This is a genomic window from Synechococcus sp. BIOS-U3-1, assembly GCF_014279975.1.
In the GTDB taxonomy this organism is placed as follows: Bacteria; Cyanobacteriota; Cyanobacteriia; order PCC-6307; family Cyanobiaceae; genus Synechococcus_C.
In genome coordinates this window covers 1,155,494-1,169,840 of the sequence record NZ_CP047936.1, presented here as the reverse complement: position 1 = coordinate 1,169,840, position 14,347 = coordinate 1,155,494, and the positions used below count along the sequence as shown (strand labels likewise).

Sequence of the window (14,347 nt, the reverse complement as noted above, 5' to 3'; positions counted from 1 at the left end):
AGGGGTCCGCATTCGTCCAACCAAATGCAGGTTGAAAAAAGAACCTTGCGGCAAAGGCCAGTCCGTGAACCATCCACTGGCTCACCTCATCCGCACACTGAGCCAGGTCAGCATGTTGCTAGCCACGGGACTCGGCCTGGCTGCACCAGCCAGGCCAGCCGTGAGCGTGACTATTGAATGCCGGCAACAACATCAAACGTGGCAAGACTGTCGTTACGAAAGCGATCAACCAGGAACCAGCTGGCAGCTCGCGTTCGAGAAGCAGATCGTGCGCTTTCACCATGACGGCAGCGGCCACATGAAGATGCAGCTGAATGACAACAGCAACTGGACTGGCGTTCAGGCCCGTTGGATCGCCGAACGGACTCTCTGCTGGAACAACATTTGCGCCCGAGGGGAAATCCCTCTGGATTGATCAGCGCTCCAGCGAGGCATTAACGGCACACTCAAACGGCACTGCTGCCGATGGAAGCGTGAGCAGGTGCGCGCAGAGACTTGCCAGATCCTCGGGCTGTGTCATCTGCTCGGGCGGCATTTTGACCCCAGCGGCCATCTGGGTATTGACCCAACCAGGACAAACAGCGGTGACACGAATGCCCTTGTCCCAGCCCTCATTGCGCATGGTCTGGCAGAGGCCCATCAGTGCGAATTTGGACGCCGTGTACCCAGCAAGCGACCCTTTGCAGCGCTTGCCGCTCATCGAAACCAGCACCTGAATTCGACCCTGTCCAGAGTCAACAAGGGCAGGCCAGGCAGCCCGAGTCAACCACCAGGGACCCATCACATTCACGTTCCAGAGTTCATCTGGTTCAGCACGTTGCTCCTCACTGAACAGCAGGGGCGTCCGACGCAGGATTCCAGCGCAGTGAATGAGCGTGTCCAGAGATCCAAACCGGTTCAAGGTCATCTCCACGACCCGTTGAGCATCCTCTGAAACGCGAGCGTCATAAGGGCATGACATGAGTTGAGCGGGAGCCTGATCTGGATCCAGATCAGTTCCTGACAGGCTCTCCGGATCACGCACTGCCAAACAAAGTCTCTGACCTTGCTTGATCAGCGTGCGAGCTACCGCGGCTCCGATCCCCCTGTTGGAACCTGTGATCACGACGGTTCTCATGGTTGATGGGAGGTCAGGATTGGAGCATGGTCCCATCGAGGGCCAGCCGTAGTGGAGCCCCCCTGCCGTGACCGACTGGAAACAAGCATTCACAGGCTGGGGGTTGAGCTGGGACGGTTGGTTCAATAACCGTCGCGGTGAGTGGTGGTTGATGGCACAGCTGGCCCTGATCACCTGTCACCTGCTCCCTGCATGGCCAAAGCCGTGGATCTTCGGGGTCTCCTGGCCTCATACGGCTCAACTCATGGGCCTCATCACCCTGGCAATCGGTCTGGGCCTGGCCGTCCAGGGGGTCCTGACACTGGGTCCCAGCCTTTCTCCCTTGCCGGACCCGAAACCGGGCGCCGGTCTTGTTACCACAGGGGTCTACGCACGCTGCAGGCATCCCCTCTACCGAGCGGTTCTGGTCTGTTCTCTGGGAGTAGTGATCGCATTGGGAAGCATGTTGCATTTCCTGCTGCTTCTGCTGCTAGTCACCGTCTTGAGAGGCAAAGCACGACGCGAGGAACTCGCACTGCTTCGCGAGATTCCCTCCTACGCGGACTACATGAAGGCAACGGCAGCCATCGTTGCCCATTGCCCAGGCCTGGACTGGCGACGACTCGAGGCCAGCTGAACAACCGTTTATTCATTCATCAAGCAATAATCAGGTCCCTTATGAAAGGCTCGTTTTTCTGCAAACGGGATGCAAATCGCCAGAACTCGTCCTCTGTTCAGCCGCCTGTTCTCAGGCCTGACCCTGGCCATGGTTCTGGCAGGTGCAGCGTTGATGCCGGAAGCAAGGGCTGAGACCAAATCGTTGAAACGGCAGCCCTTGATGGCCCTGCTTGAGCCTGAACAGCCGAAGCCAGATCCCGTACCCACTCTTGTTCTAGAGCGCACCGATCGGCGTCTACAAACAACCGGAGATCCCATCTGGAATCTCATGATTGATATTCCAGGTGAGCCCCCGCGTCGCTTCGACGCCCTCAGTGGCCGTGCCAACCGTCAGAACGCCAATCGTGACCAGCTGGGTAGCCGTGCTCCCTTGCCCATTGGTCGATACAGCGTGGGGGTCGTCGAACCGTTGGTCGACGGCCATTACCCCGAACTTGGTCCTGTGTGGATCAGCATCGAGCCCACCTTCACCACCGGCCGCAGAGTGCTTGGGATTCACCTCGATCCCAGCGCAGGACTGCGGAATGCGAACAGCGGCACACTCGGCTGCATCGGCCTGGTCAACAGGTCCGACATGCTCAAGCTGGCTCAACTGATCAAACGCAGCGGTACCGATCAATTGGAAGTCCGTAACTAAAGGATCGAACACAACCACTCCGGCTGATCGAGCTGCTGCTCTCTAAGTCGTTGAATCACAGTCCTTCAACGTGACCTGCCACTCACCCTGAGCATCGCGCCGTTGAAGGAAACCGCTAGTGCCTTTGATCCACCAGGTGAAATCCTGCTCAGCACTGAATCGAGCTCCCGATGCCGACGCAATTTGAGGCAATGTGAGCTCACGCCCTTCGGGAAGTCGCAGACGCACAAACGCCAGAGATCGATCGCGGAGCTGGTAGTAGGTCGCCTCAAGCCGCTCACCCCCGCTGCAGAGGTATCTCACCCTTGACCCCGTTTGAAGCTTCGGTTCATCGGCCCTGACGGATCCATGTGGACTCGAGAGCCCCCCAAGAAGAACCGCTGCAGCAAACCAAGACAACAGCATCAAATGTTCTGCAAAGAAGTCTTCTGCTGACAGTCTTGATGCAACCAGTTTTATTGCAAGCACCCTTGATTCAAGCGTTCTTCTAATTGCCGGGTGGAATCGTTTTGCAAACCGATCACCACCAATTCCAGACCTTGTGATCCGGACGGCTTCCAGGCCTCAATCGGAGCCGACTCAAACCAGCTCTCCAGACGAGGACCAACCATCTGGATCTGAAGAGGAAGAGTTTTTCCTTGAATCCAGAGTCGACCCTTGAGCCTGATCACATCGTGGGCGATCACGAAACTGCTTAGCAGCTGTTCGAGTTGCCCACGATCGAAGGATCCCTCGAGTCGAATCTGACCACTGACCGCCTCCACATGGGTGTGATCGTGATGGTGGTGGTCGTGGTGATGTTGTTGGTGGTTGTGGTCGTGGTCGTGTTCATGACCATCGCGGCCCTGTTGGGGGTCACCGTCGACGAGCTTGGACTCTTGGGAGAGATCCATCCCCAGCACAAGCGCTGGATCGACAATGCCGCGACTGATCGCCAAGGTGCCAGCTCCTGACCTCACCCGTTCAGCAAGCTGCTGTTGCACCAACTCCAACTGCGGACCATCGAGTCGATCAGATCGACTGATCAGAACAAGGTCTGCCGCCTCGAGCTGATCTTTAAATAATTCGTCGATGGCGGTGAGGTGATCCAAACTGGGATCCTGCTGACGCTGACGTTCGAGGGCGGCGGGATCGCCAACAGGGCTTCCGGCACTAAGAGCTTCCCCATCGACAACCGTGACCACACCATTCACATGCACCCGCTTACGGATGGCTGGCCACTCAAGAGCCTTCAACAACGGTCTAGGCAGAGCCAGACCGCTGGTCTCCACAACAATTCCGTCGAGCTGATCAGACCGCTGAAGCAATGTCTCCATCGTCGGCAGGAAGTCGTCCTGCACCGTGCAGCACAAACAGCCGTTATTGAGCTCCACCAACCGACCTTCTACCTCGTCTTCAGGGCAGAACCCACAGCTGCGGATTAGATCGCCGTCCAGACCCACCGAGCCGAATTCATTGACCATCACAGCCAGGCGCTGGCCGCTATTCACAAGAAGGTGTCGAAGGAGAGTTGTCTTGCCTGCACCAAGAAAGCCGGTGATCACGGTGACAGGGAGCCGTGAGGGCATCAGCGACACCCCAGGGATTCACGGGTGCTGAGACCACTACGACTGTTCACACCAGTCGCTCTACCGCAAAGAGCCTTGAGCTGAGGAAGGTCGATCACCGCGTTGGTGAAATCCGTGCCTTCGATTTCAGCGTCGTTGAAGCGACTTTGCATCAACATCGCGTTGGTGAAATTGGCATCGCGCAGGTCAGCTCCGTCGAAGCGGCTTGAGAAAGCAACAACATCCTCAAGATCAGCTCCACGCAAATCAGCACCCTGCAGCTGAGAGGTGTTGATCACAGCACCACGCAAATCGGTCTCGCTCAGGTTCACCTCACGGAGATCGGCCTTGAGGAATTCCTTCTCTTTGAGATCGCGTCCATGCATATCGGCCGTGATGTCCTGAACAGCGCGTTGCCCGCGCAGCTCCGGAGCCGTAATCGCGCCAGCCGCATCACCTCCGATCACCAGTCCTGTTAAGACGAGCAGGCCACAAACCAACGAAGCAAAAAAGTGGCGGGAGACAGATCGAAGCAAAGCAGACAAGACCATGGGGGGTAAGCGCTCGACAGGGTCCTAGGAACAACTGCCGTAACTTGAGCGGTCACGATATGGCAGACCACTGCCCAGCCACGCGTCATGGCCAAGACTCTCCGGGTGGTGGTACCGCCCCATCCCCTTATCGCCCACTGGCTGACAGTGCTGAGGCATGAGGGAACACCAGCTGCGTTGTTCCGAACAGCCATGGAAGAGGTGGGTCGCTGGCTCAGCTATGAAGCAATCCGTGACTGGTTACCTCATCGCAAGGAAGTGGTGAAGACTCCACTGGGCAGCACGGAAGGAACCGTGATTGAGACAGCAGTTCCACTGCTGGCTGTGCCGATGTTCCCGGGGGGACTTCAGCTTTGGGAAGGTGCCCGCCAGGTATTGCCCAGCGCCGAACTGTGCCTTGGCGGACTGCCGGAAGCGATTGAAACCCAGGCCGGTGTGGTGCTGCTTCTGGATCAGATCCGTCATGGAGATGAACTAATCGATCTCCTGGAGCAGCTGGAGCGGCTTGGCGTAGAAGCACCGAGGTTGCGTGTGATCACAGCACTCACCTCCAGTCCTGGCCTGAAACGCATCGGTGAGACGTACCCGGAGATCACCATCCACACAGCCTGCATCGATGCCGAGCTCGATGAGCAAGACCGGATCCTTCCAGGAATCGGTGATCCACTGCAACGACTGGGAATCAGAACAGCACAGCCGAACTAGGCTGAACACATTCAGCTGAACACACTCAAAGGAAGCCCATGGCGCGGCAGCAGGACTCGGCATCAGGAACTCTGGCCACCCTGGTCAGTGGCGCTGTTCTGGGAGCGGCAGGCTTGGGTTGGTGGCTGCTCTCCGAAGCTGACCGCCGTCGTCGCCTCCGCAACCAGCGCTCGATGCTTTACGCACCGCGCATGCAGGACGGCAGTGAGGCATTCAGTGCGGGGGATCGACCTGAGCCAGAGACCGAGAGCCACCTGGAAGCTCGAGTCGAACAGCTGAATTCAGCGATTGCAGATGTACGCCGTCAACTTGAAGATCTCGGCTCCAGGTAGTGACAGAGCGGCCGGTAGGTTGACCGAAGTGATTCGCCAAAACGCGAGATAGTCCATGCTCCGCTCCGATGCCGTCACCAAGGGGATCCAACGTTCCCCTAACAGGGCGATGCTGAGAGCCGTGGGCTTTGAAGACCAGGATTTCGGCAAGCCCATCATCGGGATCGCGAACGGATACAGCACAATCACGCCCTGCAATGTGGGCCTGAACGAGTTGTCGAAGCGTGCGGAAGCGGCAGCAAGACTGGCCGGAAGCATGCCGCAGATGTTCGGAACGATCACTGTCAGTGACGGGATCTCCATGGGAACCGAGGGCATGAAGTATTCCCTCGTCAGCCGTGAAGTGATTGCCGATGCCATCGAAACGGCCTGCAACGGCCAGAGCATGGATGGCGTGCTTGCCGTGGGCGGATGCGACAAGAACATGCCCGGAGCCATGCTGGCGATGGCCCGGATGAACATCCCGGCGATTTTTGTGTATGGCGGCACGATCAAGCCGGGAAAACTCGGGGGATGCGATCTCACCGTGGTGAGTGCCTTCGAAGCCGTGGGTCAGCTCACGAACGGCAAGATCGACATGGACCAACTGATGGCCGTCGAAAAGAACGCTTGTCCTGGAGCAGGAAGCTGCGGCGGCATGTTCACTGCCAACACAATGAGTGCAGCGATCGAAACGATGGGGCTGAGTCTCCCGTGCAGCTCAACAATGGCGGCGGAGGATGCTGAAAAAGCCGACAGTGCAGCCCGCTCTGCGGAGGTCCTCGTTGAGGCGGTGAAAGCGAACATCAGGCCCCTGGATTTGCTGACCAGGGAAGCCTTTGAAAACGCCATCAGCGTGATCATGGCCGTTGGCGGCTCAACCAACTCGGTTCTGCACCTGCTCGCCATCGCAAGAACGGCCGGAGTCGAACTGAACATCGATGACTTTGAACAAATCCGCCAGCGAGTTCCTGTCTTCTGTGATCTGAAGCCGAGCGGTCGTTACGTCACCGTGGACCTTCACAGAGCAGGTGGTATCCCTCAGGTGATGAAATTGCTGCTGAATGCAGGTCTTCTGCATGGCGATTGCCGGACGATCGAGGGCAAGACGTTGACGCAGCTACTCGAAGATGTGCCGTCAGAACCTCCTGCTGATCAGGATGTCATCCGTCCCATCAGCAAACCCATCTATCAGAAGGGACACCTAGCCATTCTCAAGGGCAACCTTGCGCTTGAGGGAAGTGTCGCGAAGATCAGCGGCGTCAAATCTCCAGTGCTGACTGGCCCAGCCAGGGTCTTTGAAAGTGAAGAGACTTGTCTTGAAGCCATTCTTGACCGCAAAATCAAAGCTGGTGATGTCGTGGTCGTCCGCTATGAGGGTCCGGTGGGCGGTCCTGGTATGCGCGAGATGCTCTCACCCACTGCAGCCATTGTCGGGCAGGGGCTTGGGGAGAAAGTGGCCCTGATCACTGACGGGCGCTTCAGCGGTGGTTCTTACGGACTGGTGGTGGGGCATGTTGCCCCTGAAGCCGCGGTCGGTGGCAACATCGGACTGGTCGAAGAGGGAGACAGCATCACTGTTGACGCCAATCAACTCCTGCTGCAACTCAACGTGGATGAAGCCGAACTGGAGCGCAGACGCGCTGCCTGGAACAGTCCACCTCCCCGCTATCGAACCGGCATCCTTGGCAAATACGCACGTCTGGTGAGTTCCAGTAGCAGGGGCGCGGTCACCGATCAGCCCTAAGCACTGACCAGCCTTAATCAGTCCAACAGAGCCCTGAGACGTCGAGCGAGGGATTCCAGTGGTGCCCCGTCGGCTGGAGCCGAACAGCGCTTGCCAGTCTCCCCATCCATCCAAACCGGGTGGTGACCATGCCAGAGAATTGGCCTTGCAGGTTGATCAACCCAGGCAAGTGTGAGATTGAGATCCTCGCCACTGCGATACACCTCCAGCTCAAGATCGAGCTCTTCGAGACGCTTTCCATCTCCATCACGAGATTCGATCCGTCCTCGATAATCGTCGAGCGTTGCATCCTCGGCAGACAAGACAGCATGAACAACTGGCTTACGGCATAGATCGGCAGCGGAGGCGATCAACGTCTCTAGAGCAGAGCATGAACTCATCTCAAAACGCTTCAATCGAGCGAATCAAGAGCTTGATCGCACCCGCTCGATAACCGGGATTTGGCTCCCCATCGTCACCGAAACGTGAATGCAGCAACTGAAGACGGGTGATGCACGACGGATCAAAGCGAACCGGAAGACTGACAGGTTTCGCTCGCACCACAGGCTTGAGACTGTCAAAGGGAACCTCAACAACCGTGGTATCCGCTGACTCTGTGGCAACCGTCGTGACCCATCGCAATCCACCTGGTATCAGCTCGGTGAGTCCGAACACACGATCCCGGCAGGCAACCGCGAACTTGAAACTGCGCCCTTCCCCATCCAGTCTCAAACGCAACCCGGCGTAGGAACTGAGATCCAGGGGCGGTCGGTACACCGGTGAACGGCAGCTCACAAAACCGCCCCCTGCACTGACAACCTCGCCCTCGAGAACAAGGCCCTGATCACTGAATCGGCAGCCAGCACTGCTGGACCCTCCCATGATCGTGTCGTTCAGACTGGCCCAGTCTCGAAAGGACTCACCGGTAGCGATCACTCGAATTTCCGGTGGCTGGTGGTGGTGAGGTGTCGTCAAAGACCTTGAGCAGCAGCCTGATCGGCGAGTACGAGAATTTCGGAACCCGGCTGAACCAGCTTGGCAGGTGTGCGCTCTGCAGATTCATCAGCATCGATCAGTCGAGACAGAGCCTGACGTTTGGCCTGTCCACTGACAAGAAACACCACCTGGCGTGCAGCACTGAGGACAGGGGCGGTCAGTGTGATTCTCTCAAGTCCTTTACCCCGGCCAATGGTGGTCCAGCGATCGTGCACTGCGGGAGCCTCCGTCCCAGGGAACAGAGACGCCGTATGGCCGTCATCACCAAGCCCAAGCAACATGAAATCAAACACGGGGGGTTCGCCCTGACAGACCTTGGCTACCAGCTCGGCAAAGGCATCGGCACTGGCTTCGGGAGACGCCAATTCAACAGTCGGAACGGGATGAAAACAGGCGCGAGCACCCGGCTGATCTCTCTTGAGCAAGGTCTTGCGCAACATCAGTGCATTGCTTGATTCGTCATCAGCGGCCACCCATCGCTCGTCGCCCAAAAACACGTCAACCCTGTCCCAGGGAAGATGTTCCTGACCCAGCAATGCATACGCCAATGCAGGGGTGGTGCCTCCAGACAACGCAATCTGCGCTCGATCCCTCTGATCAAGGGCCAGGTCGATGGCCGATCCGATGTGCTCGGCGGCTCGCCGAGCAAGATCCTGGGCCGACTGAACCTGCTCGATGCGATAAGAACTCATCGCGTCTTCCTCAGTTGAGCCACTCGGTGTGGAAAGTGCCGTCCTTATCCACGCGCTCATAGGTGTGGGACCCGAAGCAGTCACGCATTGCCTGCACAAGGTTCTGGGGAAGGCGTGACGTGCGATAGCTGTTGATGTAATCGAGTGTGCTGCTGAGACAGGGCACTGGAACACCGGCAGCGGCTGCACCGGCAACCACTTTGGCCAACCCGGGCAAACGGCGGTTCACCTGATCGGCGAACCAGGGATCGATCAACAGGTTCTCCAGCTGAGGATTGGCGTTGAAAGCATCCTGAATGCGCTTGAGCAAGCGAGCACGAATGATGCAACCTCCTTTCCAGATTTGTGCGATTGAAGTCATATTCAGGTTGTAGTTGTGCTCAGCGGAGGCAATCCGCATCAACTCCATTCCCTGGGCGTAACTGGCCATACAGGCCAGAACCATGGCATCCATCAGAGGAGCCATGCCATCGGCGGATGAGCCCATATCGAAGGACTGAATAGCCGGCCCCTTCAGAATCAACTCCGCCTTAATGCGCTGGTCTTTCATGGAGCTCATGACCCGTCCATTGAGAGCGGCGTAGATCGTGGGCACCGAGGCCCCCATCTGCAGAGCACTGACCACTGTCCAAAGACCCGTTCCCTTCTGGCCGGCCTTGTCCTGGATCTTCTCGACAAGCGAGGTGCCATCATCCGGATCCATGGTGCGTAAACACACCTCGGTGATTTCAACGAGATAGGACGACAACTCCTCGGTGCTGTTCCAGTGCGCGAACACATCCGCCATCTCGAGGCTGCTCATGCCACCGACCCGTTTCATCAGGTCGTACCCCTCGGCCAAGATCTGCTCAATGCCGTACTCGATGCCGTTATGAACGGTCTTGACGAAGTGACCTGAGCCTCCCGGTCCGATGTAAGTGACACAGGGCCCATCCTCAACCTGGGCAGCCATCTTGCAAACCAGGCTTTCGATGGCGTCATAGGACGACTTGGTCCCTCCAGGCATCATGCTCGGCCCTTCGAGCGCACCTTTGGCGCCACCGGAGACGCCCATCCCAATGAAGCCAAAACTCTTACTTTCCAGTTCAGCTACACGACGCTCGGTGTCGTGATATTCCGAGTTACCACCATCAATTAAGAGGTCTCCCTCATCTAAGTAAGGAGAAATTTGTTCAATGACAGCATCCACAGGCCCACCGGCCTTCACCATCATCAGGATGCGTCGTGGACGTTCGAGTTTGTTGGTGAAATCCTGAAGGTCCGTAGCTCCTTGAATGTTCTTGCCAGCACCCAGACCAGCAAGAAATTCTTCGGTCTTGGCATAAGTACGGTTGTAAACGACGCTCGAGAAGCCATTGCGCTCAGCGTTGAGGACAAGGTTTTCCCCCATCACGCCTAGACCAATCAGACCGAAGTGGGCCTTGGACATGCTCAGCTGAACCATTCACTGATGACAGTGTGACCACTGCGACCGAGATCGGCTGCAACATGAGCAGCCTCTGTCAGGAATGAGTGATCAGATCACGCTTCCATCAGGAATCGAAGCATTTTTGACAACGACCACGATTCCATTACGGATGTAAAAGCCGAGCTCTGGGCGATCAGCCTCTTCAACATGGTCCTTGTTCACGATGGAAACATTGGAACCAATCCGAGCATTTTTGTCGAGAATGGCTCGCTTAACTGTGGTGCCCTGACCTACTCCGAGGGGAATGCCTCCTCGCTCTCTGAGGACTGCGCGCTCCTCACTTGACTCAAAGAAATCAGCACCCATGACGAGTGTGTCTTGAATCACCACATCAGACTCGAGTCTGCTGCGGACACCTAGAACACAGTGATGGACACTACAGGATTTCAGAATCGACCCCTCGCCGATAATTGAATTGGTGATTTGGGCATCAACTAATTTGCTTGGGGGCAAGTAACGAGGCCTTGTATAAATCGGAAATTTCTCGTCGTAGAAACTGAATGGGGGTTGTGGTTGTTGTGTGAGAGCAAGGTTGGCCTCATAGAACGCACCAATCGTGCCGATGTCTTCCCAATAATCGTCAAAGACATAACTCTGGAGTTTGTCACCTTGAGCAAGCGATTCAGGAATCACTTCCTTGCCAAAATCCTTGTGATTGGTGTTGCCATCAAGAAGATCGAACAATGTTTCACGACTGAACACGTAGATCCCCATCGAAGCCAGATAGGGACGTTCTTGGGCAGATTCGGGACTCAGCCCGAAGCGTGCAGTATCCACTGCCATCTCAAGCAGGGAGTCACCCTTGGGCTTTTCGCGGAATTCTTGAATGTTGCCGTCGTTATCGGTTCTCATCAGGCCAAATGATTCAGCCTGTTTGGCGTCAACCGGCAGAGCAGCAACTGTCAGATCCGCCCCCGTACGACGGTGATGCTCGATGAAACGGCTGTAGTCCATGCGGTACAGCTGATCCCCGGACAGGATCAGATATTCATCAACGTCCCACTCCTGGAACAGCCACTGATATTTACGGACTGCATCGGCTGTACCTTCGAACCACGAAGGGCTGTCGGGGGTCTGCTGAGCGGCGAGGACCTCGACAAATCCACCACCAAAGGAATTGCTGAGATTGAACGTCTGGGTCAGGTGACGGTTCAGGGACGCACTGTTGAACTGCGTCATCACGTACATCTTGTTGATGTCGGAATTGATGCAGTTGCTGATCGGGATGTCGATCAGTCGGTACTTGCCGGCCAAAGGAACCGCGGGCTTGGCCCGCATCTTGGTGAGGGGATATAGACGCGTTCCCGCTCCTCCCCCAAGAATGATGGCCAGAACACGCTTCATGCCGCCCCCGCAGATCGGCTTTGCCGGGCAAACCTACCGGACTTTTGGTGCTCTAAACCAATGCATGGGCCAGATCCGACAAGAATGCTGGGAATCAAATTTAGACAGGGAACTTCTGAGGCTGAAATCTCTCAGCGTTCCTGCTCGTCATCCTGCACCAGATCAAACAAACGCTCGACCACGATCAGAGAATTTTGTCGTTCGCTGCGCTGCTGCGGCGCACGCAGTGATGTCACAGGGGTATGCAGGATCTTGTTGATGATGCCCTTACTGAGAGCTTCCACCACTTTCCGCTCACGGGCAGAGAAATCAGGTCCCATGCGGCTAAGCGCCTTCTGAAGCTCTTCCGACCGGATCGACTCCAGAGAAGAACGAAGCCGGTTGATGGTCGGGACTGCCTCCAGACTGTCCCACCATTCCAGAAAAAGCCTTGCCTCTTCATCAAGCAGTCCCTGCGCCTCTCGCGCCACCTGCTGACGGGCTTCCTGATTGCGTTCGACAACTTCCTTGAGATCATCGACGTCGTAAGCCTCAACACCGGTGATCCCTTTCACATCAGCGTGAATATTGCGGGGAACGCCAATATCAACCAGCCGCAGGGAACTGCGACGATTCAACTGCTGCAGACGACTGCCATCAATAATTGGATCCTCTGCTGCCGTGCTGGTGAAGACCAGCGAGCAGGTGCTGAGGCAGTGATCAAGGTCTTCCAGTGGCCGACAATGCACAGGTAAATCAGGGAAGTCGGCGGCGAGGGCCTCTGCGCGGCTCACGGTGCGGTTCAAAACCACAACACCTGAAGCACCCTTCGCCTTCAGATGCTGAAGCAGAAGACGACTCATCCGGCCAGCACCGACAACGGCCACCTGTTCATCCTCAAGGGTGAGCAGATCGTCCAAACCACGGCTCTGACCCAGCTTTAACTGAGCGAGTTCAACTGCCGCAGAACTAATAGAGACTGCACCAGTCCCAAGATTGGTTTCACTGCGAACCCTTTTTCCAGTGCTCACAGCTTGAGTGAGCAATCGATTGAGGATCGGGCCGAGCGATTTGTGCTCCTGGCCCAAGCGCATCATTTTCTTGACCTGAGACAGGATCTGCCCCTCCCCGAGGACCAGGCTGTCAAGACCGGCCGCAACCCTCATCAGATGACCAACGGCATCCTCATGGTGGAAGGTGAACAGGTGAGGTTTCAGATCTCCTGTAGCGAGTCCGGAATGTCCACTCAGAAACTCTCTGACAGCTGAAATTCCCAGCTCAGGATTGCGGACAAGGGTATAAATCTCAAGACGATTGCAGGTGCTGAGAATCGAAGCCTCAAGCACCTGGTCATGGCCCCGCAGGTTCTGCAGGGATTCCTCCATGGTTTGCTCAGGAATACTGAGCTTTTCGCGCACTTCAACCGGTGCCGTTCGATGACTGAGGCCGACAACGGCGATGTGCATGGAGAAAACCCTCGCTGCTTGAAGAAGGAGATCAGCTCAGAGCGATGCTTTGAGCTCCATCCTTGATATGAACCGTGTTGGTGAAACGGCAGGTGTTGTCAAGGTTGCTGATGATCAGGCTGCTTGTGCGAGTGCAGTCACTCTCAAACTTAACGCCGTGGAACAACAACCCATCAGTGATCCCACTTCCGGCAAAGATCACGTGCTCACCAGAAGCGAGCTCATCAGCTTCGTAGATCTTGTCGGGATCGGTGATACCCATCTCGGCAAGCCTCGCCAAGTTGCCTTCCTTGGTCATATCAGCCCACTCAGAGGTCTGAGCGATGGCCGGGTCATAAACCAACTGACCTTGAAAATGGCCACCCAGAGCCCGCATAGCCGCTGCTGAGATCACACCTTCGGGAGCTGCTCCGATGCCCATGAGGCAATGGGTACCAGTACCAGCAAAACCACAGGCAATGGCAGCTTGCACATCACCATCGGAAATGGGTTGAACCCTGGCACCAGTCGCACGGATTTCAGCGATCAAACTCTTGTGACGAGCTCGATCCATCACCACAATGGTGAGATCACTTGCAGCGATGCCAAGGCACTCGCTGAGAATTTTGATATTTTCCGTCGCCGATTTGCGAATGTCCACCTTGCCTTTAGCTGCCGGAGGAGCTGCCAACTTCTTCATGTAGAAGTCAGGAGCATTGAACAGGCCGCCACGATCTGATGCTGCGAGCACAGCCATTGATCCGCGCTGGTTGTTCGCGCAAAGGTTGGTGCCTTCGCAGGGATCAACGGCAAAGTCAACGCCAGGGCCTTTGCCTGAGCCGACTTCTTCACCGATGTAGAGCATGGGAGCTTCATCACGCTCGCCTTCTCCGATGACGATCCGGCCCTGCATTTCGATCTGACCCATGCGTTTGCGCATGGCTTCCACCGCAGCGGCATCAGCCTCGTCTTTTTGGCCGAGGCCTGTGAGCTCGGCAGAGGCGATGGCCGCCTGCTCAACGACCTCAAGAATTTCCTGGATGAGAGTGCGATCCACTGGTGTGCGGCGGGGAACTAAATGCGGAGAGGATCAGCTCTCAGGGCTTGGCGCCACTGGGCTTTTCGCTCAAAAGCGCGGCTTACTGTATCAGTGAATTCAAACAAACCTCAGA

The 14,347-nt window shown here is 56.6% G+C and carries 17 protein-coding genes; 6 read left to right on the top strand and 11 right to left on the bottom strand.

The window, feature by feature from the left end; all coding sequences use genetic code 11:
* Nucleotides 1-31 precede the first annotated feature (31 nt).
* Nucleotides 32-415, top strand: a complete 384-nt coding sequence (locus tag SynBIOSU31_RS06095; RefSeq protein ID WP_186492556.1) for a hypothetical protein — start codon at nucleotides 32-34, stop codon at nucleotides 413-415.
* Here SynBIOSU31_RS06095 and SynBIOSU31_RS06090 read toward each other — a convergent pair whose 3' ends face one another.
* Nucleotides 416-1,117 (bottom strand): SDR family NAD(P)-dependent oxidoreductase, encoded by a 702-nt coding sequence (locus tag SynBIOSU31_RS06090; RefSeq protein ID WP_186492555.1) that lies wholly within the window; start codon nucleotides 1,115-1,117, stop codon nucleotides 416-418.
* Between the two features lie 67 nt (nucleotides 1,118-1,184).
* On the opposite strand from SynBIOSU31_RS06090, the gene SynBIOSU31_RS06085 reads away from it, so the two are divergent.
* Complete coding sequence (locus tag SynBIOSU31_RS06085) at nucleotides 1,185-1,733, top strand: methyltransferase family protein (RefSeq protein WP_255477391.1); 549 nt, start codon at nucleotides 1,185-1,187, stop codon at nucleotides 1,731-1,733.
* Nucleotides 1,734-1,802: 69 nt separating this feature from the next.
* Nucleotides 1,803-2,411, top strand: coding sequence for a hypothetical protein (locus SynBIOSU31_RS06080; protein ID WP_370593687.1), 609 nt, complete (start codon nucleotides 1,803-1,805; stop codon nucleotides 2,409-2,411).
* 42 nt (nucleotides 2,412-2,453) lie between these two features.
* Here the strand turns inward: SynBIOSU31_RS06080 and SynBIOSU31_RS06075 are convergent, their stop codons facing one another.
* Genes SynBIOSU31_RS06075 through SynBIOSU31_RS06065 form a run of 3 tightly spaced genes read right to left on the bottom strand, consistent with a single transcriptional unit; the run spans nucleotide 2,454 to nucleotide 4,509 of the window.
* Nucleotides 2,454-2,816 (bottom strand): MliC family protein, encoded by a 363-nt coding sequence (locus tag SynBIOSU31_RS06075; protein WP_186492554.1) that lies wholly within the window; start codon nucleotides 2,814-2,816, stop codon nucleotides 2,454-2,456.
* 50 nt (nucleotides 2,817-2,866) lie between these two features.
* On the bottom strand, nucleotides 2,867-3,979 hold the full coding sequence (cobW, locus tag SynBIOSU31_RS06070) for a cobalamin biosynthesis protein CobW (protein ID WP_186492553.1): 1,113 nt from the start codon (nucleotides 3,977-3,979) through the stop codon (nucleotides 2,867-2,869).
* Complete coding sequence (locus tag SynBIOSU31_RS06065; protein WP_186492552.1) at nucleotides 3,979-4,509, bottom strand: pentapeptide repeat-containing protein; 531 nt, start codon at nucleotides 4,507-4,509, stop codon at nucleotides 3,979-3,981. The genes cobW and SynBIOSU31_RS06065 overlap by 1 nt, the downstream gene beginning before the upstream one ends.
* 87 nt (nucleotides 4,510-4,596) lie before the next feature.
* On the opposite strand from SynBIOSU31_RS06065, the gene SynBIOSU31_RS06060 reads away from it, so the two are divergent.
* From SynBIOSU31_RS06060 to ilvD, 3 genes are read left to right on the top strand one after another with little or no spacing between them, the layout of a single operon-like run.
* Nucleotides 4,597-5,214, top strand: coding sequence for a uracil phosphoribosyltransferase (locus SynBIOSU31_RS06060; RefSeq protein WP_186492551.1), 618 nt, complete (start codon nucleotides 4,597-4,599; stop codon nucleotides 5,212-5,214).
* Between the two features lie 38 nt (nucleotides 5,215-5,252).
* Nucleotides 5,253-5,546, top strand: a complete 294-nt coding sequence (locus tag SynBIOSU31_RS06055; protein ID WP_186492550.1) for a hypothetical protein — start codon at nucleotides 5,253-5,255, stop codon at nucleotides 5,544-5,546.
* Between the two features lie 55 nt (nucleotides 5,547-5,601).
* Entirely contained in the window at nucleotides 5,602-7,272 is a 1,671-nt protein-coding gene (ilvD, locus tag SynBIOSU31_RS06050; RefSeq protein ID WP_186492549.1) for a dihydroxy-acid dehydratase, read from the top strand.
* A gap of 17 nt (nucleotides 7,273-7,289) precedes the next feature.
* Here ilvD and SynBIOSU31_RS06045 read toward each other — a convergent pair whose 3' ends face one another.
* The 7 genes from SynBIOSU31_RS06045 to glpX form a co-directional block, all read right to left on the bottom strand.
* The gene (locus tag SynBIOSU31_RS06045) at nucleotides 7,290-7,652 is read right to left on the bottom strand and encodes a hypothetical protein (RefSeq protein WP_186492548.1); all 363 of its coding nucleotides are present in this window, start codon (nucleotides 7,650-7,652) and stop codon (nucleotides 7,290-7,292) included.
* A gap of 1 nt (nucleotide 7,653) precedes the next feature.
* Nucleotides 7,654-8,226 (bottom strand): CIA30 family protein, encoded by a 573-nt coding sequence (locus SynBIOSU31_RS06040; RefSeq protein ID WP_255477390.1) that lies wholly within the window; start codon nucleotides 8,224-8,226, stop codon nucleotides 7,654-7,656.
* On the bottom strand, nucleotides 8,223-8,939 hold the full coding sequence (gene pgl, locus SynBIOSU31_RS06035; protein ID WP_186492547.1) for a 6-phosphogluconolactonase: 717 nt from the start codon (nucleotides 8,937-8,939) through the stop codon (nucleotides 8,223-8,225). Before pgl ends, SynBIOSU31_RS06040 begins: the two co-directional genes overlap by 4 nt.
* A gap of 10 nt (nucleotides 8,940-8,949) precedes the next feature.
* Nucleotides 8,950-10,368 carry an NADP-dependent phosphogluconate dehydrogenase gene (gndA, locus tag SynBIOSU31_RS06030; protein ID WP_186492546.1) on the bottom strand — a complete coding sequence of 473 codons (1,419 nt, stop codon included), beginning with the start codon at nucleotides 10,366-10,368 and terminating at the stop codon, nucleotides 8,950-8,952.
* Nucleotides 10,369-10,455: 87 nt separating this feature from the next.
* Nucleotides 10,456-11,751, bottom strand: coding sequence for a glucose-1-phosphate adenylyltransferase (locus tag SynBIOSU31_RS06025; RefSeq protein WP_186492545.1), 1,296 nt, complete (start codon nucleotides 11,749-11,751; stop codon nucleotides 10,456-10,458).
* A 131-nt stretch (nucleotides 11,752-11,882) separates the two neighbouring features.
* Nucleotides 11,883-13,196, bottom strand: a complete 1,314-nt coding sequence (locus tag SynBIOSU31_RS06020; RefSeq protein ID WP_186492544.1) for a glutamyl-tRNA reductase — start codon at nucleotides 13,194-13,196, stop codon at nucleotides 11,883-11,885.
* A gap of 31 nt (nucleotides 13,197-13,227) precedes the next feature.
* A complete protein-coding gene (glpX, locus tag SynBIOSU31_RS06015; RefSeq protein ID WP_186492543.1) occupies nucleotides 13,228-14,232 on the bottom strand; it encodes a class II fructose-bisphosphatase in 1,005 nt (334 codons plus the stop codon).
* Between the last annotated feature and the right edge of the window lie 115 nt (nucleotides 14,233-14,347).